Annotated in this window: 24 protein-coding genes, 1 tRNA gene and 1 riboswitch; of the genes, 24 read left to right on the forward strand and 1 reads right to left on the reverse strand. The window is 38.8% G+C overall.

The features are described 5' to 3' along the window. The first annotated feature begins 14 nt into the window (after positions 1 to 14). From ACVBAX_RS00455 to ACVBAX_RS00500, 10 genes are all read left to right on the forward strand, one after another. The gene (locus tag ACVBAX_RS00455; RefSeq protein ID WP_447115488.1) at positions 15 to 2369 is read left to right on the forward strand and encodes an endonuclease MutS2; all 2355 of its coding nucleotides are present in this window, start codon (positions 15 to 17) and stop codon (positions 2367 to 2369) included. 17 nt (positions 2370 to 2386) lie between these two features. Then, positions 2387 to 2794, forward strand: a complete 408-nt coding sequence (locus tag ACVBAX_RS00460; protein WP_447115489.1) for a DUF350 domain-containing protein — start codon at positions 2387 to 2389, stop codon at positions 2792 to 2794. 246 nt (positions 2795 to 3040) lie between these two features. Beyond that, a complete protein-coding gene (locus ACVBAX_RS00465) occupies positions 3041 to 4744 on the forward strand; it encodes a long-chain-fatty-acid--CoA ligase (protein WP_447115490.1) in 1704 nt (567 codons plus the stop codon). A 191-nt stretch (positions 4745 to 4935) separates the two neighbouring features. Then, positions 4936 to 5520 (forward strand): TetR/AcrR family transcriptional regulator, encoded by a 585-nt coding sequence (locus ACVBAX_RS00470; RefSeq protein WP_447115491.1) that lies wholly within the window; start codon positions 4936 to 4938, stop codon positions 5518 to 5520. Positions 5521 to 5550: 30 nt separating this feature from the next. Beyond that, on the forward strand, positions 5551 to 6324 hold the full coding sequence (locus ACVBAX_RS00475; RefSeq protein ID WP_447115492.1) for an enoyl-CoA hydratase: 774 nt from the start codon (positions 5551 to 5553) through the stop codon (positions 6322 to 6324). Positions 6325 to 6424: 100 nt separating this feature from the next. After that, on the forward strand, positions 6425 to 7198 hold the full coding sequence (locus ACVBAX_RS00480; protein WP_447115493.1) for an electron transfer flavoprotein subunit beta/FixA family protein: 774 nt from the start codon (positions 6425 to 6427) through the stop codon (positions 7196 to 7198). 49 nt (positions 7199 to 7247) lie between these two features. Beyond that, positions 7248 to 8225: an electron transfer flavoprotein subunit alpha/FixB family protein gene (locus ACVBAX_RS00485; protein ID WP_447115494.1), complete on the forward strand. Its 978-nt coding sequence runs from the start codon at positions 7248 to 7250 to the stop codon at positions 8223 to 8225. A gap of 216 nt (positions 8226 to 8441) precedes the next feature. Then, a complete protein-coding gene (trxA, locus tag ACVBAX_RS00490; protein ID WP_430774689.1) occupies positions 8442 to 8756 on the forward strand; it encodes a thioredoxin in 315 nt (104 codons plus the stop codon). Positions 8757 to 8874: 118 nt separating this feature from the next. Further along, positions 8875 to 10647, forward strand: a complete 1773-nt coding sequence (gene uvrC, locus ACVBAX_RS00495) for an excinuclease ABC subunit UvrC (RefSeq protein WP_447115495.1) — start codon at positions 8875 to 8877, stop codon at positions 10645 to 10647. A 64-nt stretch (positions 10648 to 10711) separates the two neighbouring features. Beyond that, a riboswitch (Lysine riboswitch) is annotated at positions 10712 to 10892 on the forward strand. Positions 10893 to 11008: 116 nt separating this feature from the next. Beyond that, a complete protein-coding gene (locus tag ACVBAX_RS00500) occupies positions 11009 to 12238 on the forward strand; it encodes an aspartate kinase (protein ID WP_430774945.1) in 1230 nt (409 codons plus the stop codon). Between the two features lie 71 nt (positions 12239 to 12309). Here ACVBAX_RS00500 and ACVBAX_RS00505 read toward each other — a convergent pair whose 3' ends face one another. Continuing rightward, positions 12310 to 12762 (reverse strand): YslB family protein, encoded by a 453-nt coding sequence (locus ACVBAX_RS00505; RefSeq protein WP_430774690.1) that lies wholly within the window; start codon positions 12760 to 12762, stop codon positions 12310 to 12312. Positions 12763 to 13090: 328 nt separating this feature from the next. On the opposite strand from ACVBAX_RS00505, the gene ACVBAX_RS00510 reads away from it, so the two are divergent. The 14 genes from ACVBAX_RS00510 (at position 13091) to ACVBAX_RS00575 (ending at position 24381) form a co-directional block, all read left to right on the forward strand. After that, entirely contained in the window at positions 13091 to 13699 is a 609-nt protein-coding gene (locus ACVBAX_RS00510; protein ID WP_447115496.1) for a succinate dehydrogenase cytochrome b558 subunit, read from the forward strand. A 69-nt stretch (positions 13700 to 13768) separates the two neighbouring features. Continuing rightward, on the forward strand, positions 13769 to 15529 hold the full coding sequence (gene sdhA, locus ACVBAX_RS00515) for a succinate dehydrogenase flavoprotein subunit (protein WP_430774692.1): 1761 nt from the start codon (positions 13769 to 13771) through the stop codon (positions 15527 to 15529). Between the two features lie 2 nt (positions 15530 to 15531). Beyond that, positions 15532 to 16293, forward strand: coding sequence for a succinate dehydrogenase iron-sulfur subunit (gene sdhB / locus ACVBAX_RS00520; protein WP_119709318.1), 762 nt, complete (start codon positions 15532 to 15534; stop codon positions 16291 to 16293). Between the two features lie 120 nt (positions 16294 to 16413). Further along, entirely contained in the window at positions 16414 to 16878 is a 465-nt protein-coding gene (locus ACVBAX_RS00525; RefSeq protein ID WP_447115497.1) for an acyl-CoA thioesterase, read from the forward strand. Positions 16879 to 17015: 137 nt separating this feature from the next. Next, positions 17016 to 17240 carry a spore germination transcription factor GerE gene (gene gerE, locus ACVBAX_RS00530; RefSeq protein WP_009796032.1) on the forward strand — a complete coding sequence of 75 codons (225 nt, stop codon included), beginning with the start codon at positions 17016 to 17018 and terminating at the stop codon, positions 17238 to 17240. A gap of 178 nt (positions 17241 to 17418) precedes the next feature. Next, positions 17419 to 17868 (forward strand): MarR family winged helix-turn-helix transcriptional regulator, encoded by a 450-nt coding sequence (locus ACVBAX_RS00535; RefSeq protein ID WP_430774695.1) that lies wholly within the window; start codon positions 17419 to 17421, stop codon positions 17866 to 17868. 10 nt (positions 17869 to 17878) lie between these two features. Continuing rightward, on the forward strand, positions 17879 to 18676 hold the full coding sequence (racE, locus tag ACVBAX_RS00540; RefSeq protein ID WP_447115498.1) for a glutamate racemase: 798 nt from the start codon (positions 17879 to 17881) through the stop codon (positions 18674 to 18676). A gap of 106 nt (positions 18677 to 18782) precedes the next feature. Then, positions 18783 to 19853, forward strand: a complete 1071-nt coding sequence (locus ACVBAX_RS00545) for a GerMN domain-containing protein (RefSeq protein ID WP_430774697.1) — start codon at positions 18783 to 18785, stop codon at positions 19851 to 19853. Between the two features lie 112 nt (positions 19854 to 19965). Beyond that, entirely contained in the window at positions 19966 to 20736 is a 771-nt protein-coding gene (gene rph / locus ACVBAX_RS00550) for a ribonuclease PH (RefSeq protein ID WP_430774698.1), read from the forward strand. Then, positions 20733 to 21335: an XTP/dITP diphosphatase gene (locus ACVBAX_RS00555; RefSeq protein WP_447115499.1), complete on the forward strand. Its 603-nt coding sequence runs from the start codon at positions 20733 to 20735 to the stop codon at positions 21333 to 21335. Before rph ends, ACVBAX_RS00555 begins: the two co-directional genes overlap by 4 nt. 4 nt (positions 21336 to 21339) lie before the next feature. Then, positions 21340 to 21855 (forward strand): metallophosphoesterase, encoded by a 516-nt coding sequence (locus tag ACVBAX_RS00560; RefSeq protein WP_447115500.1) that lies wholly within the window; start codon positions 21340 to 21342, stop codon positions 21853 to 21855. Positions 21856 to 21981: 126 nt separating this feature from the next. Next, positions 21982 to 22058, forward strand: a tRNA-Arg gene (locus tag ACVBAX_RS00565). Positions 22059 to 22378: 320 nt separating this feature from the next. Then, positions 22379 to 23356 carry an ABC transporter ATP-binding protein gene (locus tag ACVBAX_RS00570; protein WP_430774701.1) on the forward strand — a complete coding sequence of 326 codons (978 nt, stop codon included), beginning with the start codon at positions 22379 to 22381 and terminating at the stop codon, positions 23354 to 23356. A gap of 14 nt (positions 23357 to 23370) precedes the next feature. Continuing rightward, a complete protein-coding gene (locus ACVBAX_RS00575) occupies positions 23371 to 24381 on the forward strand; it encodes an ABC transporter ATP-binding protein (RefSeq protein WP_430774702.1) in 1011 nt (336 codons plus the stop codon). Positions 24382 to 24391 lie beyond the last annotated feature (10 nt).

Genomic DNA, 24391 nt, shown 5'->3' on the forward strand with positions numbered 1-24391 from the left:
AGGAGGCACACTCCATGCAAGAAAGAGTTTTAAAGGTATTGGAATTTACAAAAGTCAAAGAGCAGTTATTTGAACATGCTTCTTCAAGCTTAGGAAAAGACAAAGTAAAGGCGCTTGTTCCTTCGACTGATTTCGAGGAGGTGGTGCGTAGCCAGGAAGAAACGGATGAAGCAGCAAAGGTTCTTCGATTAAAAGGCCATGTACCTCTCACAGGAATTTATGATATTAGAATGCAAATAAGACGCTCCGCAATCGGTGGAGTACTAAGTCCACTTGAACTTGTACAAGTAGCTAGTACAATCCATGCGAGCAGGATGATGCGTCGCTTTATAGAAGATATGGTTGAACAAGGAATAGAGATTCCTATTTTAGATGAATATGCAAGTAACATCATTGTGCTCGCAGAACTAGAAGAGCCCATTCGAATGGCAATCGATGAGAGTGGTGAAGTACTTGATACCGCTAGTGAAACGTTACGATCGCTTAGAAGTCAGCTTCGAACAAAAGAAGCAAGGGTTCGCGAAAGACTTGAATCAATGATTCGGTCTTCCAATGCGGCTAAAATGCTTTCAGACGCAATTATCACGATTCGAAATGACCGGTTTGTTATACCTGTTAAACAAGAATATCGAGGACATTATGGAGGAATTATTCACGATCAAAGTTCCTCAGGTCAAACCCTGTTCATCGAACCGCAAACAATCGTGCAATTAAACAACGATGTGCAAGATATTCGTGTCAAGGAAAAGCAGGAAATAGAACGTATTTTGGTTGAATTGTCCGGAAAAGTTGGAATGTTTGAGAATGAGTTAAGTACAATTGTAGGGGTATTAACAGACCTAGACTTTATGTTTGCGAAAGCAAGGTATAGTAAAAGAATAAAGGGATCTAAACCAAAAATGAATAACGAAGGAATCATCTCCTTGTTTAAAGCAAGACATCCCTTGATTGCCATGGATGAAGTGGTTCCAAATGATATTTTACTCGGTAAGACTTATTCCACAATCGTTATAACTGGACCTAATACAGGGGGAAAGACGGTTACACTAAAGACCGTCGGTTTATGTACTTTAATGGCTCAGGCTGGGCTACAAATACCTGCCCTTGATGGATCAGAAATGGCTGTCTTTGGTCAAGTGTTCGCAGATATTGGTGATGAACAGTCGATCGAGCAAAGTCTAAGTACTTTTTCTTCTCATATGGTAAATATCGTAGACATATTAAATGATGTAAGCTTTGATAGTCTGGTTTTATTTGACGAGCTAGGTGCAGGTACAGATCCACAAGAAGGAGCTGCGCTTGCTATTTCCATATTAGACTCTGTCTATAAAACAGGGGCAAGAGTGGTTGCGACAACCCATTATCCGGAATTAAAGGCATATGGTTATAACCGGGAAGGGGTAATAAACGCAAGTGTTGAGTTTGATATTGAAACATTAAGTCCAACGTATAAGCTTCTAATTGGGGTTCCAGGTCGAAGCAATGCGTTTGAAATTTCCAAACGCCTTGGGTTAAAAGAAAAAGTCATTGATATGGCACGATCACATGTTAGCTCGGAGAGTAACGAAGTCGATCAAATGATTGCAGCGCTTGAGGCAAGCAAAAAACAAGCTGAAAATGAGTTAGAAGAGGCACATGACACATTAAGGCAGGCTGAAAAGCTTCATAAGGACCTTCAAGAAGAGATTGTTACGTATTATAAGGAAAAAGACATATTACGTGAAAAAGCCGAGCGTGAGGCGCAAGCAATTATTGAAAAGGCGAAACAAGAAGCGGAAGAAGTTATTCGTGAGCTCCGTCGAATGCGAATCGAGAAAAAAGCGGATATCAAAGAACATGAATTAATTGATGCCAAAAAGAGACTAAATGAAGCAGTACCTGTTTCTGAGAAATCATTGAACAATGAGTCACGAAAACAGAAACATAAATTCCATGTTGGTGATGAAGTAAAGGTATTAACATTTGACCAAAAGGGACATTTAGTTGAAAAGGTATCTGACAATGAGTGGCAAGTTCAAATAGGTATTCTGAAAATGAAGGTCCAAGAAAAGGATTTGGAGTTTATCCAATCGGAAAAACCTAAGGTACAAAAACATGTGACAACGATACAGGGAAGAGATTCAAACGTTTCTATAGAGCTAGATCTCCGAGGGGAACGCTATGAGGATGCTCTGTTAAGAGTAGAAAAATACATCGATGATGCTTTATTATCTAATTATCCAAGAGTGTCGATCATTCATGGAAAGGGCACAGGAGCATTAAGGCAGGGTGTACAAGAGTACTTGAAAAATCATCGTTCTGTGAAAAAAATTCGCTTTGGTGAGGCTGGTGAAGGCGGTTCTGGTGTAACAGTCGTTGAGTTCAAGTAAGTAGGAGGAAGAGGAAGTTGAACGGTTTCTGGGAGAATGAATATGTTCATATAGCCGCATATTGCAGTGTCGTTATTTTATGTATGATCTTGTTTCTAGCCATCTTTGAACTTGTAACGAAATATCGAAATTGGGAAGAAATTCAAAATGGGAATGTTGCCGTTGCTATGGCGACCGGTGGTAAAATCTTTGGAATTGCCAATATTTTTAGGCATTCAATTGAGCAGCATGACTCTCTCATAACCATGATTGGTTGGGGAGTATTTGGTTTCTTTTTACTACTGGTAGCTTATTTTATTTTTGAGTTTTTAACACCAAAATTTAAAATTGATGAAGAAATTCAGAATGACAACCGAGCTGTTGGGTTAATTTCAATGGTTATATCCGTTGGAATATCGTATGTAATTGGGGCAGGTATATCTTAAAGGAGTACGTAAATGGAAAAGCTAGCAAAAATCCTTCTCATCCTTTGTGGAATCTTTGTGTTTATAGGAATTTTTTATCTGATCTTTTAAAATCGCCTTAGAGGCGATTTTTTTGTTGTAGGACAACTTTGTACGTCCATAAACATATTGTAGGAGAATTTAAATTGTCACATATAATTCACTATATTATAATTAGAGTGAGTAATCAGAAATTTCTATACAGTTTCTTTATAGGAGGGATGGAGAATGAGTGAACATAGGCCGTGGCTCGCTAATTACCCAGAGGAAATACCGGCTACCTTAACGTACAAGTCAGAACCTGTTCAAACCTATTTAACGAACGCAGCAAAGGAGTTTCCGAATAAACCGGCAATTCATTTTATGGGCAAGGAAATGAGCTATGAAACGTTACATGAACATGCCAGCAAGTTAGCTTCATATTTACAAAAGCTCGGGTTAGAAAAAGGTGACCGAGTTGCAATCATGCTCCCAAATTGCCCTCAAGCTGTTATTTCCTATTACGGAATTTTATTAGCTGGAGGTGTTGTGGTACCGACAAACCCATTGTACACAGAAAGAGAAATTGAATATCAAATGAAGGATTCTGGGGCAAAAGCCATTGTCACATTAGATATTTTATTTCCACGTGTTAGCAAAGTATTCTCACAAACTAAGTTGGAACACATTATTGTAACCGCTATCAAGGATTACTTACCCTTCCCAAAAAATCTCATTTATCCATTTATCCAAAAGAAACAATATGGAATTACCGTGTCTGTTAAGCATGAAGGATGTCATCACTTATTAACAGAAATTATTAAGCAGTCCAATCAAGAACTAAAAAGCTTTTTAGTCGATTTTGACGAGGACCTTGCGATTATTCAATACACCGGTGGAACGACCGGAGCTCCAAAGGGAGTCATGCTTACCCATAGGAACCTTGTTTCGAATGCAGCGATGAGTAACGCTTGGTTATACAAATGCAGACGAGGAGAAGAAATCATCCTAGCCATTATTCCATTTTTCCATGTGTATGGCATGACTGCTGTCATGATTCTTTCCGTCATGCAAGGACAAAAAATGGTATTGCTTCCAAAGTTTGATCCGGAACAAACATTAAAGACGATCGAGAAACAACGGCCAACTTTATTTCCAGGAGCTCCGACCATCTATATCGGTTTGTTAAATCACCCAGACCTTTCTAAATATGACCTTTCTTCCATCGATTCATGTATCTCAGGCTCCGCTCCTCTTCCAGTAGAGGTACAGGAGAAATTTGAGGAAATAACGGGTGGAAAGTTAGTGGAAGGCTATGGGTTGACAGAATCTTCTCCAGTGACTCATTCAAATTTTTTATGGGACCGTCCGAGAATAAAAGGAAGTATTGGGGTGCCCTGGCCAGATACAGATGCGGTTATATTATCCTTTGAAACTGGAGAGGCCTTACCACCTGGTGAAATAGGTGAAATTGCTGTAAAGGGACCACAAGTCATGAAGGGATACTGGAACAAGCCTGAAGAGACCGAACAGGTGTTAAGAGATGGCTGGCTTCTTACAGGAGATTTAGGGTATATGAATGAAGAAGGCTATTTCTTTGTTGTTGACCGTAAAAAGGACATGATTATCGCGGGCGGATTTAATATATATCCAAGAGAAATAGAAGAAGTCATGTATGAGCATCCTAGTGTGCAAGAAGTTGTTGTTGCTGGAGTTCCAGACCCATATCGGGGGGAGACAGTAAAGGCATATATTGTTTTAAAGGAAAGTGCTACTACTACTGAGGAAGAGCTGAATGCTTTTGCGAGAAAACATCTTGCCGCCTATAAGGTTCCTAGAATGTATGAATTTCGGCCAGAACTTCCAAAAACAGCAGTGGGGAAAATTTTGAGAAGGGCATTAGTTGAAGAAGAGAAAAAGAAAAGAGATGACGATCAACAGAAACAGGCTTAACTCTCCATAGCCGATTCGTCGGCTGTTTATTTTTGCGAAAGCAGGCTTGTACAGTCCATTTAGTTATGGCATGATAGTAGTGCAAATATATATGAAATTCTTGACAGAATGTCGTTTACAAACTATTATAAATTTATGAATGATGATTCATTCATAAATGCCATAACCTTCTTGAAAGGAGGGGAATGATTTTGAAGAAAGACAAACCAAAGTATCGACAGATTATTGATGCGGCTGTCATTGTGATAGCAGAGAATGGGTATCACCAAGCTCAAGTTTCTAAAATTGCCAAACAAGCAGGCGTTGCTGATGGCACCATTTATTTGTATTTTAAAAACAAAGAAGATATCCTCATTTCTCTTTTCCAAGAAAAAATGGGGGCTTTTATAGAAAAGATTGAGGAAAAGCTTGAGGGAAAGAAAAGTGCAGCAGAAAAATTATTACTTATGATTGAAATGCATTTCCAAATGCTATCAAAGGATCGTCATTTAGCGATTGTCACACAGCTAGAATTGCGACAATCGAATAAAGACCTTCGCTTAAAAATTAATGAAGTACTAAAAGGTTATTTACATGTTGTTGACAATATACTTATTGAGGGAAGAGATTCTGGTGAATTTTCAGAAGATCTCGAAATTCGCCTGGCAAGACAGATGATCTTTGGAACAATGGATGAAACAGTGACAACCTGGGTCATGAATGAACAAAAGTATGATTTAACAGCACTTGCAGAACCGATCCAAAAACTTTTAATTAATGGGTGTGGAAAGAGATAATCATTATTATATGAATGAGGGGGAGAACTTATGGGTTTTTTGCATTGGTCTCATGAAGAGTTCATTGCAACAATTAAAATTGAACGTCCTCCAGCAAATGCGTTATCATCTCAGGTGTTAAAAGAACTATCGGATATTCTTGATGAAATCGAATTTCATCAAGATATCCGAGTCATTGTATTGCGTGGTGAGGGAAGATTTTTCTCAGCAGGGGCAGATATTAAAGAGTTTACAACTATTTCAACCGGGGAGGATTTTGGCAATCTCTCCACTCTTGGTCAAGATTTGTTTGAACGAATGGAGCGTTATCCAAAACCAATTATTGCGGTAATCCATGGGGCTGCTTTAGGCGGAGGACTTGAGCTGGCAATGGCCTGTCACTTTCGATTAGTTACAGAGAATACAAAGCTGGGATTACCGGAACTTCAACTTGGATTAGTACCTGGTTTTGCAGGTTCGCAACGATTGCCAAAATACGTTGGAACAGCTAAAGCAGCAGAAATGTTATTTACAAGTGATCCGATTACGGGAGTGGAAGCGGTTCAATGCGGACTAGCAAATCATGCCTTCGCTGAGGAAGAGCTATTAGAGAAATCATACAAAATCGCCAAAAAGATTGCTAAGAAAAGTCCTATAGCACTTAGCGCTGCGATTGAACTCCTTAATTATGGAAAAACAAATGAGTTTTACTCAGGGGTTAAAAAAGAAGTTGAGCTATTTGAAAAAGTGTTTCTTTCTAAAGACGGGCAGGAAGGAATATCGGCGTTTCTCGAGAAAAGAGAGCCAAAGTTTACAGGGGAATGACAATAAACTCACAGCAGTTGCTAAGTGGGCTTCATTTTTCAAATAAATTTTCTTAATTTTTAGAACCAATTAAATGTTTAGATATATAGGAGGGGAACTTATGAATATTTATGTTTTGTTAAAGAGAACGTTTGATACGGAGGAGAAAATAACGATTGCTGGAGGAAGAATTAATGAGGACGGTGCCGAATTTATCATCAATCCGTATGATGAATATGCAGTTGAAGAAGCCATTCAAGTTCGTGATGCACATGGTGGTGAAGTAACAGTTATATCTGTTGGTAGTGAAGAATCGGAGAAACAGCTTCGGACAGCTTTAGCAATGGGAGCAGATAAAGCGGTACTTGTAAATATTGAAGATGATGTTGAAGCTTCTGACCAGTATACAACAGCCAAAATCATTGCCCAATACTTAAAAGATCAAGAAGTTGATTTAATTATCGCAGGGAATGTAGCTATTGATGGAGGTTCAGGTCAGGTCGGCCCACGTGTGGCAGAATTACTTGAAATCCCTTATGTAACAACTATTACTAATCTTGACATACAGGGGACAAAAGCGACGGTAGTTCGCGATGTTGAAGGCGATTCAGAAGTCATTGAGACCAGTCTTCCCCTATTAGTAACGGCACAACAAGGATTAAATGAACCAAGATATCCTTCTTTACCTGGAATTATGAAGGCGAAGAAAAAACCGTTAGAACAGTTAGAATTAGACGATCTTGACCTTGAAGAAGACGATGTTGAGGCTAAGACGAAGACAATTGAAATTTATCTACCACCTAAAAAAGAAGCTGGTAAAGTGTTAACGGGTGACTTGAACGATCAAGTTAAAGAGCTTGTAACTCTACTTCATACAGAAGCAAAGGTAGTGTAATCATTCTTTTCATACGAGCGGAATTAAATTTTTGCAGGAGGGGAACTTGATGGCTAGAAAAGTGTTGGTTTTAGGGGAAGTTAGAGACGGAGCATTACGTAATGTGTCTTTTGAAGCATTGTCTGCGGGTAAGACAATTGCCGAAGGTGGAGAAGTGGTTGGTGTTTTAATTGGAGAAAGTGTAAGCGCTTTAGGACAGGAGTTAATTCAGCATGGAGCTAGCCGTGTGGTAGTGGTTGAACATGCCGATCTTGCTCAATATACATCTGATGGTTTTTCACAAGCATTATTGGCCGTGATTGAAGAAGAAAAGCCAGAGGGACTTGTGTTTGGACATACGGCATTAGGGAAGGACCTATCTCCAAGAATTGCTGGGAAACTGAATTCTGGATTAATCTCAGATGCAACAGCTATTGAAGTAGCTGGTGGAAATGTTGTATTTACTAGACCAATCTACTCTGGTAAAGCTTTTGAAAAGAAGATTGTGACGGATGGAGTTATTTTTGCAACCATCCGACCGAATAACATTGCTGCACTTCAAAAGGATGAATCACTTTCAGGAGAAGTCAATTCATTAGCTGTCGATATAAAAGGTTTACGTACAATTATTAAAGAGGTTGTACGAAAAGCTAGTGAGGGTGTAGATTTATCAGAAGCAAAGGTTGTTATTGCGGGTGGACGTGGTGTGAAGAGCGAAGAAGGCTTTGAGCCTTTAAAAGAACTGGCTACCGTACTTGGAGGAGCAGTTGGAGCTTCAAGGGGTGCATGTGACGCAGAGTACTGTGATTACTCCTTACAAATTGGTCAAACAGGAAAAGTTGTGACACCGGACCTTTATATTGCTTGCGGAATTTCTGGAGCGATTCAGCATTTAGCTGGAATGTCTAACTCAAAGGTCATTGTGGCTATTAATAAAGACCCAGAAGCAAATATTTTTAAAGTGGCTGACTATGGAATTGTCGGAGATCTGTTTGAAGTGGTACCACTTTTAACAGAGGAATTTAAAAAAATGAAAATCAATGCGTAACGGGCAATGAGCGGTTTATAAGAGCCGCTCTTTCCTTTTTCATGCTGTTTCGACAAGAGAATATCGTTTCATAAAATGGGCAAATTACATAAGAAAACAGCTGCAAGACATATTATTAGCATCGACTGAAAAACGGTGATATACTGACGTTAGTATTTTACTACTAAAAGGCAATCGAGACATATTTCTCGAAGCAATACTTAAGGAGGCATGAAAATGGCTATTTCAAATGCAACAGATCAAAACTTTTCAACAGAAACTGGTTCAGGCCTAGTGCTTGCAGATTTTTGGGCTCCATGGTGTGGTCCATGTAAGATGATTGCTCCTGTTCTTCAAGAGCTTGATTCAGAAATGGGAGACAAAGTCAAAATCGTTAAAATCGATGTTGACGAAAACCAAGAAACTGCAGCAAAGTTTGGAGTTATGAGCATCCCAACACTTCTTATCATGAAAGATGGCGAAGTAATTGATAAAGTTGTCGGCTTCCAACCGAAGGAAGCTTTAGAAGAGCGCTTAAACTCTCATCTATAAAATGTGTAAACCACTCGATCCTGAGTGGTTTTTTCTTTTCCAGTGGGCTCCTACTATATATCCCCTCAAAAAAACTTTATAATAAAATCAGAGTGTTTTGTAGTTGGAGGTGTACCTTTTGAATGAGATGATAAAAAATAAACTTGCTTTATTACCTGATCAGCCTGGATGTTATTTGATGAAGGATCGGCAAGGGACAATTATATATGTTGGTAAAGCGAAAGTATTAAAAAATCGTGTCAGGTCGTACTTTACTGGATCTCACGATGGAAAAACGCAAAGGCTCGTTTCTGAAATTGAGGATTTTGAATATATCGTTACATCGTCCAATATTGAAGCACTAATTCTCGAGTTAAATTTAATAAAGAAACATGATCCTAAGTACAATGTGATGTTAAAGGACGATAAAACATATCCTTTTATTAAGTTAACTGCAGAAAGGCATCCACGCCTGATTACAACTCGTAAGGTCAAAAAGGACAAAGGGAAATATTTTGGTCCATACCCGAATGTGTCTGCTGCGAACGAAACAAAAAAGCTTTTGGATCGAATCTATCCTTTGAGAAAATGCTCAACATTGCCTGATAGAGTATGCTTATATTATCATCTTGGACAATGTTTGGCTCCTTGTGTAAAGGAAGTAAAAGAATCGACCTACAAAGAACTTGTAGAAGAAATTACAAAGTTTTTAAATGGTGGTTATAAGGACATTAAAAAGGACCTTACACTTAAGATGCAAGCTGCTGCAGAAGAGCTTGATTTCGAAAGAGCAAAGGATTTCCGCGATAAAATAGCCCATATAGAAGCAACAATGGAAAAACAAAAAATGACAACGACTGATTTTACTGACCGAGATGTGTTCGGCTATTCGGTTGATAAAGGGTGGATGTGTGTTCAAGTATTTTTTGTTCGCCAAGGCAAGCTCATTGAGAGAGACATTTCCATGTTCCCTATTTATGGAGAAGCAGAAGAAGAATTTTTAACGTTCTTAGGTCAATTCTACGATCAATCCAGTCATTTTAAACCAAAAGAGATACTTTTACGGGATGAAGTAGATCTAGAATTAGCGGGACAACTTCTACAAACAAAGGTATTGCAGCCGAAACGTGGACAGAAGAAAGACCTAGTTGAGTTAGCTACAAAAAATGCAAGCATTGCTCTAAAAGAAAAATTCTCTCTCGTGGAGCGAGATGAAGAGAGAACGATTAAAGCAGTCGAGCAACTTGGAGAGCAACTGGGAATTTATACTCCTCACCGAATTGAAGCTTTTGATAACTCAAATATCCAAGGAACAGACCCAGTATCGGCAATGGTTGTATTTATTGATGGGAAATCAGCAAAAAGAGAGTATCGAAAATACAAAATTAAGTCTGTTGAGGGTCCTGATGATTATGAATCGATGAGGGAAGTCACAAGACGCAGATATTCTCGTGTGCTTAAAGAAAACCTCCCACTTCCTGATCTAATTATGATAGATGGTGGAAAAGGACATGTAGAAGCGGTAAGAGATATTTTGGAAAATGAACTTGGTTTAGATATTCCGATAACTGGGCTCGTTAAAGATGATAAACATAGAACCTCACAGCTTTTATACGGGAAGCCATTAACGGTCGTGCCGCTTGAACGGAATAGCCAGGAATTTTATTTGCTTCAAAGAATTCAAGACGAAGTGCATCGTTTTGCCATCACGTTTCACAGGCAACTTCGAGGGAAAAATGTGTTTCAGTCGATTTTGGATGATGTACCGGGAATCGGTGAGAAAAGGAAGAAACAATTATTAAAAGCCTTTGGGTCGGTAAAAAAAATGAAGGAAGCACACAAAGAGGACTTTTTATCTATTGGACTTCCACAAAATACAGTAGATCTGTTAATGAAAAAATTACAAGAATAGCATTGTCGTCACTAGGAGGCTGTGCTATAATTAGGAAAATTTTATATTAATCACTTAATCGTTAAGTGAAGGTAGAGGTGCGAGCACCAATAGTAACAGCTTTGAGAATACTGAGATTCGATGAGAAGCTGTGAAAGGGGATGTTCGCCGAAGTGGATAGGTCTCTGAATTGCCGTATCTGCTGGTCCTGTATTGAATAAATACTGGATTGTCAAGACAGTATGTCTTGGAGAGCTATCTCACTGTGTATAAGTCCGTATTTTTGTACGTTCATTCACGCAGCCATGAGATATCTCTCATGGCTTTTTTTGTATTTTCAAAAAAGGCACATGAAAGAGATGAAAAGAAAGTAGGGGTAAATATGGGATTGGTTGTCCAAAAGTTTGGTGGTACATCGGTAGGAAATGTTGATCGTATTAAGCATGTAGCCGATCGAGTAATTGAAGAAAAGATGCGAGGGAACGACGTAGTAGTCGTTGTGTCTGCAATGGGGAAAGCAACAGACGAATTAGTGGGTCTAGCAAATCAAATCTCAAGCCGTCCAAGCAAACGTGAAATGGATATGCTTCTCACGACAGGTGAGCAAGTCACGATCGCATTATTGTCGATGGTGTTAATAGAAAAAGGCTATGAAGCAATATCCTTTACTGGTTGGCAAGCAGGAATTGAAACAGAGGCAGTTCATGGAAATGCTAGGATTTTACACATTAATACAACTAAAATTCAAACTGAGCTACATAAAGGGAAAATAGTAGTCGTAGCCGGCTTTCAAGGAATCGCGATTGATGGGGCGGTGTCAACTCTTGGTCGAGGTGGATCGGATACAACAGCAGTGGCATTAGCAGCCGCATTAAAAGCTGATAAATGCGATATTTATACCGATGTAACAGGTGTATTTACAACAGATCCACGTTATGTGAAAGAGGCAAGAAAGCTTAAGTCTGTTTCTTATGATGAAATGTTAGAGTTAGCTAACTTAGGTGCGGGAGTGTTACATCCAAGAGCCGTTGAATATGCAAAAAATTATGCGGTCCCACTTGAAGTGCGGTCAAGTATGGAGCGAGAAAATGGAACGATAATTGAGGAGGAAGTATCAATGGAACAAAGTTTAGTTGTAAGAGGTGTTGCTTTTGAAGATGAAATTACGAGAGTAAGTGTTTTAGGCCTTCCAAATGGATTAACAAATCTGTCAACGATCTTCACCATCTTAGCAAAAAATCATTTGAACGTGGATATTATTATTCAAAGTATGACGAATGAATCAACGACAAACTTATCTTTTTCTATTAAGAGCACAGATTTAGAAGAAACTATGGCTGTTCTACAAGCTAATAAAGATTCCTTGAAATATGCAAGTATAGAAGCAGAACCAAACCTTGCAAAAGTATCGATTGTTGGTTCAGGGATGATTTCCAATCCTGGGGTTGCAGCAGAAATGTTTGAAGTGCTAGCCGCAGGGGGGATTCAGGTAAAGATGGTAAGTACCTCTGAAATTAAGGTTTCTACAGTGATAGAGGAAGCACAGATGCTGAAAGCAGTTGAAGCACTTCATGAAGCATTTGAGTTGTCTGGAAAATCTGTTAAAGCATAGAAGCAGTGCGGTAAGTTAAAAAATGAGACAAACTAAAAAGCTTTCATAAAAATATGAAAGCTTTTTAAGTACTATTCAATAGAATCTTTTCTATCCCAACGTACAGTGAAGGAAACCGTAGCGAGCTTTTTCTTCGGGTGTTCATACGTTTCAGTAATTACCTGTTTTTGTTCTTCCATTTGTTGAGCCAAGAATCCTGCTTCCAATTGGAATTGACAGTCTGGATGCTCTTTAAAGCGATTTTTGATTAAGTCACTCGATAATTCAAACTCAAGCTCATTCTTTTTTTCAGATTTAATTTGTAGTGTGCCCCAACCTGCCTGTTGGAAAAAAGTAATAATTTCTTCGACCGACTGCAAAGGGTACTTTCTGGCTAAAGCCTTACCTGCCCAGTATAAAATAGAAGCTGTTTCTCTTCCAAGAATGTCTGGAAGAAGCACTTCTCTTAGTAATTCATATCCAAAGGCTGGAACAAGTGCAGGATCTGTGGCCGAAATAGGTTGTTCTAATTTCAATTCACTCAAAACATGTCCCCCACTTTCTATTATTCTATTATATACGTTTTCCGGGGAAATACGCATGAAAACAAAAAAAACTGATTTAAAAAATTTTTACATTAATTGTTATATCAATATAAAAGAAAGCGCTGTAAGATGTTTGTATATAAGCATTAATAGCGATATCAATATATTAAAAATATTTTGTATATATAGAGCATTTTATGTATCCGTTTTCTTGACGCTCTTTCATGTTGGGAGTAAAATGAACATGTCACATAATTGTAAAAATTATTGTAAAAAAAACGGATATTATTTTAGTCATTCCGTTTAATTTTTAAGGGGGGTAAAGTTCATGGCAGGAAACCGAGAGTTTTTTTATCGAAGATTACACTCGCTGCTTGGAGTCATTCCAGTTGGTCTATTTCTTGTGCAGCACCTTGTAGTCAATCATTTTGCAACTGGGGGGGAAGAATCATTTAACAAAGCGTCTCATTTTATGGAGAGTTTGCCGTTTCGATATGTATTAGAAACGTTCGTGATTTTTCTACCTTTATTATTCCACGCAATTTACGGGCTTTATATTGCGTTTACAGCAAAGAATAATACGAGTAATTATGGGTTTTTCCGCAATTGGATGTTCATGCTTCAGCGTATATCTGGAGTAGTAACACTAGTATTCGTAACATGGCATGTGTGGGAAACAAGAATTGCAGCAGCATTTGGTGCAGAGGTTAACTTCAATATGATGGAAAGCATTCTTTCGAATCCATTTATGCTCTGGTTCTATATCATCGGTGTGCTTTCAACCACCTTCCACTTTGCAAATGGACTATGGTCTTTCTTTGTAAGTTGGGGAATTACAGTTACACCACGTTCTCAACTTATTTCTACTTATGTTACATTAGGCGTTTTTATCGCCCTCTCCATAGTTGGTGTGCGCGCTATTTTTGCATTTATTTAATTTAATAGGTTCTAATTTTTATAGAAACGAACGGGATATACTTTGATATTAGTTAAGGAGTGACTCACGATGGGTAAAGGAAAGGTGATCGTAGTCGGCGGCGGTCTAGCTGGCTTAATGGCAACAATTAAAGTTGCGGAAGCAGGAAGTCCGGTCGAATTATTTTCATTAGTTCCAGTAAAACGTTCGCACTCTGTTTGTGCCCAAGGTGGTATTAACGGAGCGGTAAATACAAAAGGTGAAGGTGACTCTCCATGGGAGCACTTTGATGATACAGTATACGGCGGTGACTTTTTAGCGAACCAACCACCAGTTAAAGCAATGACAGAAGCCGCACCAGGAATTATCCATTTGCTTGATCGTATGGGCGTTATGTTCAACCGTACACCTGAAGGGCTTTTGGATTTCCGTCGCTTTGGTGGAACACAGCATCACCGTACCGCTTTTGCTGGTGCAACAACCGGGCAACAACTTCTATATGCACTAGATGAGCAAGTACGTCGCCACGAAGTAGCTGGTTTAGTTACTAAATATGAAGGATGGGAATTTCTTGGGTCTATTATTGACGATGAAGGGGTTTGCCGAGGAATTGTTGCTCAGAATCTCACATCAATGGAAATTAAGTCATTTGCAGCAGATGCTGTAATTTTGGCTACGGGTGGTCCTGGGATTATCTTTGGTAAGTCAACAAACTCAGTAATTAACACGGGCTCAGCAGCGTCCATTGCCTACCAACAAGGTGTGTATTATGCAAACGGAGAGTTCATACAAATTCATCCAACTGCGATTCCTGGTGACGATAAATTGAGACTTATGAGTGAATCCGCTCGTGGAGAAGGTGGACGAGTTTGGACGTATAAGGATGGAAAGCCATGGTATTTCTTAGAAGAGAAGTATCCAGCTTACGGAAATCTTGTTCCACGTGATATCGCCACTCGTGAAATCTTTCACGTCTGTGTTGATTTGAAGCTTGGTATTAATGGGGAAAACATGGTTTATCTGGATCTTTCTCATAAAGATCCAAAGGAACTAGACATTAAGCTTGGTGGTATTATCGAAATCTATGAAAAATTTATGGGTGACGATCCACGAAAAGTTCCTATGAAAATCTTCCCTGCTGTCCACTATTCTATGGGTGGTCTTTGGGTCGATTATGATCAAATGACTAATATTCCTGGGTTATTTGCTGCTGGAGAGTGTGATTATTCTCAGCATGGGGCAAATCGTCTTGGTGCGAACTCCCTGTTATCAGCTATTTATGGAGGCATGGTAGCTGGTCCAAAGGCGTTGGATTATATTAGCGGGTTAAGCAAGAACGTTGATTCTATTTCTTCTTCCCTCTTTGATCGTTATGTAAAAGAGGAAGAACAAAAGTGGAATAAGATCATGACTTTAGATGGTAATGAAAATGCTTATGTACTTCATAAAGAGCTGGGTGAGTGGATGACAGACAATGTAACTGTAGTTCGCCACAACGATAAACTATTAAAAACAGATGAAAAAATCGTAGAGCTACTAGAGCGCTATGAAAAAATTAATATTAACGATACAGCTAAGTGGAGCAACCAAGGTGCTATTTTTACACGTCAGCTTCAAAACATGCTTCAGCTAGCGAGAGTTATTACAATTGGTGCATACAACCGTAACGAGAGCCGCGGTGCCCACTATAAACCGGAATTCCCAGAGCGTAACGATGAGGAGTTCTTAAAGACAACCATGGCTCGATTTGTGGATGCGAAATCAGCACCACACTTCCATTATGAAGAGGTTGACACTGGTTTGATTGCTCCAAGAAAGAGAGACTACTCTAAGAAGAAAGGGGATAACTAAACATGTCTGAAAAAAGAACAGTCGTTTTTAAAATTACAAGACAGGATAGTCCTGACACGGCCCCTTACGAAGAAGAATTCGAGTTAGACTATCGTCCAAATATGAATGTCATTTCCGCACTCATGGAAATTCGTAGAAACCCAGTAAATAAGCAAGGAAAACATACTACTCCAATCACTTGGGATATGAACTGTTTAGAGGAAGTTTGTGGTGCTTGTTCGATGGTGATTAATGGAAAGCCTAGACAATCATGTACAGCACTAATTGATCAGTTAGAACAACCGATTCGTTTAGAACCAATGAGAACTTTCCCTGTTGTTCGTGATCTTCAGGTTGACCGCAGTCGTATGTTCGACTCTTTAAAGAAAGTGAAAGCTTGGATTCCGATTGATGGCACTTATGATCTTGGACCTGGTCCGCGTATGCCAGAAAGAAAACGTCAATGGGCATATGAGTTATCGAAATGTATGACATGCGGTGTTTGCTTAGAAGCTTGTCCAAATGTAAACAGTAAGTCAAACTTCATTGGTCCTGCTCCTCTTTCTCAAGTTCGATTATTTAATGCTCATCCTACAGGTGAGATGAATAAAGCAGAGCGTTTGGATGCAATCATGGGTGATGGTGGACTCGCGAATTGTGGGAATTCACAAAACTGTGTCCAGTCTTGTCCAAAGGGCATTCCTTTAACAACATCTATTGCTGCATTAAATAGAGATACAACGTTCCAAGCATTTAAAAACTTCTTTGGAAGCGATCAAGTATAAGAAGATTTATCTTTAGCCCCTTTGTATGTCAAAGGGGTTTTTCATTTGTCAAAAGAGAAGGTCACTTGTATAATCAAAGAATGAACAATCATTCATTTTTACCAATACAAGGGGGATTTTATGAAAAAGGTGAGCTATATCCACGATTTTGCTACTTGGGAACAAGGTTTCTCCTATTCTAACAAAATAAAAGTTCGCTTTTCAGAGACAGATATGTTTGGACATATGAACAATACGGTTCCATTTGCATATTTTGAAGAATCGAGAATTGAATTTTTTAAACATATTGGCATTATGCAGGATTGGGTGCAGAAAGAAAGTACAACGATTCCGATTGTTGCTGATCTACAGTGTGATTTTCTTAATCAGGTTTTTTTTGACGATATTCTTGATATTTTTGTGAAAATCGAATCAGTTGGGAACACATCTATTGACCTTCATTACTTAGGGAAAAAGCAAAACGGGGATGTATGTTTTGTTGGGAGAGGAACGATGGTGCAAATGTGTAAATGTACCGGAAAGGGAGTTCCTTGGACGGAAGAAACAAGGGGTCGATTTAGACAATCGAACAAAATTCTATCATAGTATTTTTCATAAAAATAAAAATGCTTTCTTTCAAGAATTATAGTCACTACAACCGCCTGTTGCACATAAGATATGGTGACTAAATATATACCCATCCCGCTGTTCATAGCTGGCGAAGGCAAGGAGGGTTACAATACTTGAAGGAGAATGAATATACTCACAAGCCGTTACTCACCAAACGTGAAAGAGAAGTGTTCGAACTGTTGGTACAAGACAAAACAACAAAAGAGATCGCGGGAGAACTTTTCATAAGTGAAAAAACGGTTCGTAACCACATTTCGAATGCCATGCAAAAGCTTGGTGTTAAGGGGCGATCACAAGCTGTTGTAGAGCTCCTTCGAATGGGAGAGCTAGAACTATAATTCTAGACCGGCTTTCATATTGGAAGCCGGTTTACAATTGTACCCAAATACATTCATAAAATACATTTCTATACTTCCTTCTTGAATTTTAGTGAGAAAAAGGTGAAAATAGTTTAAAAGGCTAGATATGATTATTATATAATCATGATCTGAACTCTCAAATAGGGGCTGTGTATTTATGAAAGTAGAAGAAACAAAAGAGATAGAGATTTTTGCTGATATTGAAAAAGATTTGCGTTATATTGCTGGAATTATCAAGCAAAAGGGTAGAGAAATTTTAAGTAACTATACCATTACTCCACCTCAGTTTGTTGCACTTCAGTGGTTATTTGAAGAAGGTGATATGACAATTGGTGAGCTTTCAAATAAAATGTTTCTTGCGTGTAGCACGACAACAGACCTTGTTGACAGAATGGAAAAAAACAAACTGGTTTTGCGTGTGAAGGATCCGAATGATCGCCGTGTGGTTCGTATTCACCTTTTAGAAGAAGGAGAACGAATTATTGACGAAGTGATAAAGAAGAGGCAGGTATATTTACAGGAGGTTTTAGTTAACTTTAATAGCGAAGAAGTGATTCTCCTGAAAAACAACTTAATGAAATTACATCAAGAAATGAAAGAAGAATGAGGCGAGATGTTTGAATCAACCGATCGGAGTTATTGACTCTGGAGTTGGCGGATTAACTGTTGCGAAGGAAATTATGCGCCAACTGCCAAATGAGCAGATTCTCTACGTAGGAGACACTGCAAGATGCCCGTACGGCCCGAGGAGCGGTGATGAGGTAAAGAAATTCACATGGCAAATGACGAATTTTTTAGTGAACAAGGGAATTAAGATGTTAGTAATTGCATGTAACACAGCGACTGCAGTTGCCCTAGAGGAAATTCAAAATGAACTTTCCATCCCAGTTATTGGTGTCATTTATCCAGGTGCTAGAACGGCTATTAAGGTAACAAAAAACCACCAAATTGGGGTTATTGGGACTGTCGGAACGATAAAGAGTAATGCATATGAAATGGCTTTGAAAACCATTAATAAAAAATCTAAGGTTACTAGTCTTGCTTGTCCGAAGTTTGTTCCTCTCGTTGAAAGTGGAGAAGTGGATGGACCAATTGTGAAAAAAGTGGTAGCCGAGACGTTGGCGCCTATTAAAAATAAAGGTCTCGATACATTGATCTTAGGCTGCACACACTATCCATTGCTTGAAAAGATTATTAAGAAAACAATGGGTCCGACTGTGTCTGTTATTAGCTCTGGTGAGGAAACGGCACGTGAGGTAAGTACCATTCTTTTTTATAATGGGTGGCTAACGCCGAATAGGGACGAGCCCCAGCATCAGTTTTATACGACTGGATCAAAGCCTATTTTTCAGCGAATCGCAACTAACTGGCTGCACGCAGGTGAATTGTCTGTAGAAACCATTAAACTATCTTAAAGCAAGTCTCCATTTGGGAGGCTTTTTTTATTTTTTTCTAGTAATCGGTCTATTTTTTAAAAAGGCTCGTATACATGTAGTACAAACTGTCTTGGAGGGATTATGGATGTCAAAGCATAAAAGTACGACCATTGTATCAGCTGTCATTGTTTCGTCCGTTTTATTATCTGGATGTGGTTTATTAGGAGGAGAAAAAAAGGAACAAATCGATCCTCCAAAAACAGTCACATACACAGAAGATAATGGAACCGCGAAAGTAGTCGAAACGGCAGCCTCAGAAAAGAATAGCGAAGAAGTTGCGGAAAAAGGCGTTATGACTGAATTATATTTAGTAGATAAAAATGGCTATGTAGTACCGCAAACAATCGATCTTCCGAAAACGGAGTCAGTGGCCAAGCAGGCGGTAGAGTATCTTGTGCAGAATGGTCCAGTCACAGAAATGTTACCTAATGGGTTTGCAGCCGTTATCCCAGCTGACACGGCAGTATCTGTGGATATTAAGGATAAAGTAGCAACAGTTAACTTCTCAAAGGAATTTAAGAATTATAAGCCAGAAGACGAAATGAAAATTGTTCAGTCCATTACTTGGACGTTAACTCAATTTGATTCTATTGATAAGGTGAAATTAAAAATGAACGGGCATGAACTAACTGAGATGCCAGTGGGTGGTATGGCGCTATCAAAGAGTGGTTTAACAAGGGATAGCGGCATTAACATGGATACTTCAGAAGTTGTCGATATTACCAACACAAAAGCATTAACTGTGTATTATTTAGGAGGAGAAGAGGGCTCATACTACTATGTGCCAGTTACCAAGCGTATTAGTAATGACAAAAGCGATAATATTACAGCAGTAGTAGAAGAACTTGCCAAAGGACCAACTTATTCTTCTAATTTGTTAAGCGAGTTTGTTTCTGATGTTTCGCTTTTAGATAAGCCGGTTGTAGAGGACGGCAAAGTAACATTAAACTTTAACGAATCTATCTTAAATAGCTCAGAAGAGAAAATTGTTTCTGATCATATTCTAAATACACTCGTGCTTTCGTTAACAGAACAAAAAGGAATTGAGAGTATTGCTGTAACGGTGAATGGAAAGGCTGAACTTGTAAATGATAAGGGAGAAAAGCTTTCCGAGCCTGTGACGCGCCCAGAAAATGTGAATACAGGTAGTTTTTAATAAATTGTTTTTTGATATACTATATAATGACCAAGTTGAGGAGGCCGGTTATCCGCCTCTTCTTTATTTGGATTTCAACATTATAAAGTAGTCTTACAAAGGAGGAAATATTGTGAGGACTGATGGTCGTAAGGCATCTGAGATACGCCCTATACATATTGATACTGAATATCTTATTCATCCAGAAGGGTCCGTGCTAATTACTGTTGGTGATACGAAGGTAATTTGTACGGCTAGTATAGAGGAACGCGTCCCTCCTTTTATGAGAGGAGAAGGGAAAGGATGGATTACGGCTGAGTATTCCATGCTGCCAAGGGCAACGCAAACAAGAAACATACGTGAGTCATCAAAAGGCAAGGTTTCAGGAAGAACAATGGAAATTCAGAGGTTGATTGGTAGAGCACTAAGAGCAGTCGTTGATCTTGAAGCAATTGGTGAAAGAACCGTATGGATTGATTGTGATGTCATTCAAGCAGACGGTGGCACTAGGACTGCTTCCATAACAGGAGCGTTTGTTGCAATGGCCCACGCTCTGAATAAATTGCATAAAGATAGAAAACTTTCAAAGTATCCAGTGGTTGACTTTCTAGCAGCTACGAGTGTAGGGATACTTGAAAACAAGGAAATTGTACTTGATCTCAACTATATCGAAGACTCTGCGGCACAAGTTGATATGAATGTCGTAATGACAGGGAATGGTGAATTTGTTGAGCTCCAAGGAACGGGTGAAGAATCAACATTCTCTTACAATGAACTTCAGGATTTGTTGGAAATTGCTCAAAGTGGAATTACGGAGCTTTTTGAAGCACAAAAGAGCGTGTTAGGTGAAGCAGTTGTTGAGAAAATTGAGGATGCAAGGGTTAAAAAAGGTGCGAAGAAATGAAAGAAGTTATCATAGCAACAAAGAATAGTGGAAAGGCCAAAGAATTCGTAAGGATGTTTGAGCCTCTCGGGTTTCAAGTAAAAACTCTCCTTGATTATGAGGAGATTGAGGATATAGAAGAGAACGGAAAGACCTTTGAGGAAAATGCTATTATAAAGGCAGAAACGGTTTCAAAACAATTGAACCGTGCGGTTATTGCTGATGATTCAGGACTAGTTATTGATGCACTAGACGGGAAACCAGGTGTATACTCTGCTCGTTATGCAGGGGAACAAAAGAGCGATGAAGATAATATGACGAAAGTGTTAAGCGAGTTAAATGGAGTTGAGCCCTCAAAGCGCACGGCGCGTTTTTATTGCGCCTTAGCACTTGCTGTCCCGGGTCAAGAAACGGTCACAGTACATGGTACCTGTGAGGGTGTAATTTTAGATGAGAAGCGAGGGACTCATGGTTTTGGGTATGACCCTATATTTTTTGTAAAAGAGAGAAATAGAGCGATGGCAGAGCTTTTACCTGAGGAAAAAAGTAAGATTAGCCATCGTGCTGTAGCCTTGAGTAATTTAGCAAAGCTACTACCAGAAGTGTTTAAGGGAGAGTAGGCTGATGTCAAAGGTACTTATTGTAAGTGATAGTCACGGGTTAACGGAAGAATTGAATGAATTAAAGAATCGACATAACGATGTTGAAAAATTTATTCATTGTGGTGATTCAGAGCTTTCAAGAAATGATGAGGCCATTGACCAATTCGTTGTAGTAAGGGGAAATTGTGATTACGAGTCGTTGTTTCATGATGATGAGGTTATTGATTTTAAGGGAACGAAATTTCTAGTGACACATGGCCATTTATATAATGTAAAATCTACATTAATGAACTTAAAATATAAAGCAGAAGAAGTGGATGCTAAGATTGTTTGCTTTGGCCATTCTCATCTATTAGGAATTGAAAAGATCGGTAACCGATTGTTCATAAATCCTGGTAGCTTACGGCTTCCAAGAGGGCGCAACGAGAGGACATATGTGGTTCTAAACTTTACAGAACAAGAAGTCGATTTTCATGTGTATGATTTTGACCAAGGAGAAATAGAACAACTTCGACAAAGCTTTCAACTTCACAAATAATCACTTTCATCATATACTATTCGAAGGAGAGAAATCTCCTTTGAATAGTGAAATAATAATTTTCATTTAAAGTGTTGACTTTTTATAATAAGCCTAATATAATAAAAAATGTCCTTAAGAAAACATGTCCCAGTAGCTCAGCCGGATAGAGCATACGCCTTCTAAGCGTACGGTCGGGAGTTCGAATCTCTCCTGGGACGCCATTTACACACCAATAAATACATATTACGCTATAGAAAGTGACAATGTCATTTCTATAGCGTTTTTTTCTATTTTTATATAATATTAGTTGCCAATAAATTTTGTTTATTAGACAGTTCCTTTGTAAGGAAATGTCTTTTTTTATGTAAAGCATTGATGTACTGAAGTGAATCTTTTGTCAGAAAATATCACAATATTTCTAACAATTGTAACTAATTTTAACATTCTATATATTGAAAAAATTTATACATAATAGTATACTTTCTTTCAAGAAGGACGGATACTCAGTCTATTTTTTCTAAGGTAATCGGGAGGTGTGTTGATGTCAGATGTAAAATTGTTGGAGGTCAGTGGCTTAAAAACTTATTTTTACTTAGAAAATAAAGCAGTCGCAAAGGCCGTAGATGGAGTAGATTTTTATATCAGGCCTGGGGAAACCGTTGCTCTCGTTGGGGAATCAGGGAGTGGAAAGAGTATTACTTCCCTCTCCATTATGAAGTTAATTAATAAGCCAGGAAAAATTGAAGATGGCCGAATTTTTTTCGGTGGTAAGGATCTGGTCGGGCTTAACGATAAGCAAATGACAAATGTTCGTGGAAAGGAAATCGGTATGATCTTTCAGGAACCGATGACCGCCTTAAATCCTGTTTTTACTATTGGAAATCAAATTATAGAAACTCTTATTCGTCATAAAAAAATGACAAAAAATGAAGCGAGGTTACGAGCGATTGAGCTTCTAAAAGTCGTTGGTTTTCCGCGTGCAGAGGAAACGATGAAGGAGTATCCACACCAACTATCCGGTGGAATGCGTCAGCGTGCTATGATTGCGATTGCTATATCTTGTGATCCAAAGCTATTAATCGCGGATGAGCCGACAACTGCTCTCGATGTTACCATTCAAGCTCAAATTTTAGATTTGATGGATGAAATGAAAAAGAAATTTAACATGGCTGTATTATTAATTACGCACGATTTAGGTGTAGTAGCTGAATATGCGGACCGAATTATGGTGATGTATGGAGGCCAAATCGTTGAAGAAACAAACATTGAAAAACTGTTTCTGTCACCGAAACATCCGTATACAATGGGTCTACTTGATAGCTTGCCAAGTATAGAGAAGGAAGTTGATCGACTTGGAGCGATTAAAGGCACTGTTCCTCCAGCGCATCGCTTTCCTATTGGCTGCAGGTTCTCAGATCGATGTCCAAAGGTGATGAGCAAATGCCGGGATAAAAACCCTACAATATATGAAACGGATGCAGAGGAAAGTCACCGTGTCCGATGTTACCTGTATGAATAAGGGGGAGTGTGAAATTGTCAGTCATCGAAACAGAAACGAGGATACATACAGATCAAGATTACATACTTCAGGCAAAAAATATTAAGAAGTACTTTCCCATCAAGGGCGGAATCCTAAAACATACAATTGGACATGTCAAAGCGGTTGATGACGTTAGTCTTAGTGTATTAAGGGGAGAAACACTAGGCATCGTTGGTGAATCAGGCTCTGGTAAATCAACATTAGGTAGAGTTTTGCTTCGTTTGATGGATCCCACTGATGGACAAATCGTTTTTGAGGATCAAGATATAACCAAAATGAAATACCGGAAGCTACGACCAATTCGGAGAGATATGCAAATTGTATTTCAAGATCCCTTCGCCTCATTAAATCCAAAAATGAGCGTGTCCGAATTAATTGAAGAACCATTAATTGTTCAAACAAATTTAACAAAGGCAGAACGAAAAGAGAAGACAATTAGTCTCTTAGAAAAGGTTGGTCTTCGGTCAGAGGATCGATTAAAGTATCCACATGAGTTTTCTGGTGGACAAAGACAGCGTATTAGCATTGCAAGAGCACTAACCTTGAACCCGAAATTTGTTATTTGTGACGAGCCAGTCTCTGCATTGGACGTTTCGATACAAGCCCAGGTACTAAACTTGATGGCCGACTTACAGGACGAATTTAACTTAACTTATTTATTTATTGCCCATGACTTAAGCGTTGTAAAACACATTAGCGACAGAGTGGCTGTTATGTACTTAGGTCGCATTGCAGAAATAGCGCCGAAGAAGAACCTCTACGAAACTCCATTACATCCATACACACAAGCACTTCTATCAGCAGTTCCATCCACAGACATACTACACAAAAAAGAAAAAATCATTTTAAAAGGTGACTTACCAAGCCCTTCAAATCCTCCATCAGGCTGTACGTTTCGAACTCGTTGTCCGATGGTACATGAGAAATGCTCTGAGGTGCGCCCAGAGTTAACTGAGGTGGGGAATGGTCATCTAGTAGCCTGCCACCTTTATACAAGCAAATAAGTGCATTTTG

This window comes from Robertmurraya sp. GLU-23, assembly GCF_052983275.1.

Bases quoted from the DNA above. Each gene is read 5' to 3' on its own strand.
- ACVBAX_RS00455 (WP_447115488.1), top strand. From the start codon at position 15: ATGCAAGAAAGAGTTTTAAAGGTATTGGAATTTACAAAAGTCAAAGAG.
- ACVBAX_RS00480 (WP_447115493.1), top strand. From the start codon at position 6,425: ATGAATATTTATGTTTTGTTAAAGAGAACGTTTGATACGGAGGAGAAA.
- ACVBAX_RS00535 (WP_430774695.1), top strand. From the start codon at position 17,419: ATGAAAGTAGAAGAAACAAAAGAGATAGAGATTTTTGCTGATATTGAA.
- trxA (WP_430774689.1), top strand. From the start codon at position 8,442: ATGGCTATTTCAAATGCAACAGATCAAAACTTTTCAACAGAAACTGGT.
- ACVBAX_RS00500 (WP_430774945.1), top strand. From the start codon at position 11,009: ATGGGATTGGTTGTCCAAAAGTTTGGTGGTACATCGGTAGGAAATGTT.
- ACVBAX_RS00560 (WP_447115500.1), top strand. From the start codon at position 21,340: ATGTCAAAGGTACTTATTGTAAGTGATAGTCACGGGTTAACGGAAGAA.
- ACVBAX_RS00545 (WP_430774697.1), top strand. From the start codon at position 18,783: ATGTCAAAGCATAAAAGTACGACCATTGTATCAGCTGTCATTGTTTCG.
- ACVBAX_RS00475 (WP_447115492.1), top strand. From the start codon at position 5,551: ATGGGTTTTTTGCATTGGTCTCATGAAGAGTTCATTGCAACAATTAAA.
- ACVBAX_RS00465 (WP_447115490.1), top strand. From the start codon at position 3,041: ATGAGTGAACATAGGCCGTGGCTCGCTAATTACCCAGAGGAAATACCG.
- ACVBAX_RS00510 (WP_447115496.1), top strand. From the start codon at position 13,091: ATGGCAGGAAACCGAGAGTTTTTTTATCGAAGATTACACTCGCTGCTT.
- sdhB (WP_119709318.1), top strand. From the start codon at position 15,532: ATGTCTGAAAAAAGAACAGTCGTTTTTAAAATTACAAGACAGGATAGT.
- ACVBAX_RS00485 (WP_447115494.1), top strand. From the start codon at position 7,248: ATGGCTAGAAAAGTGTTGGTTTTAGGGGAAGTTAGAGACGGAGCATTA.
- ACVBAX_RS00555 (WP_447115499.1), top strand. From the start codon at position 20,733: ATGAAAGAAGTTATCATAGCAACAAAGAATAGTGGAAAGGCCAAAGAA.
- ACVBAX_RS00570 (WP_430774701.1), top strand. From the start codon at position 22,379: ATGTCAGATGTAAAATTGTTGGAGGTCAGTGGCTTAAAAACTTATTTT.
- sdhA (WP_430774692.1), top strand. From the start codon at position 13,769: ATGGGTAAAGGAAAGGTGATCGTAGTCGGCGGCGGTCTAGCTGGCTTA.
- ACVBAX_RS00525 (WP_447115497.1), top strand. From the start codon at position 16,414: ATGAAAAAGGTGAGCTATATCCACGATTTTGCTACTTGGGAACAAGGT.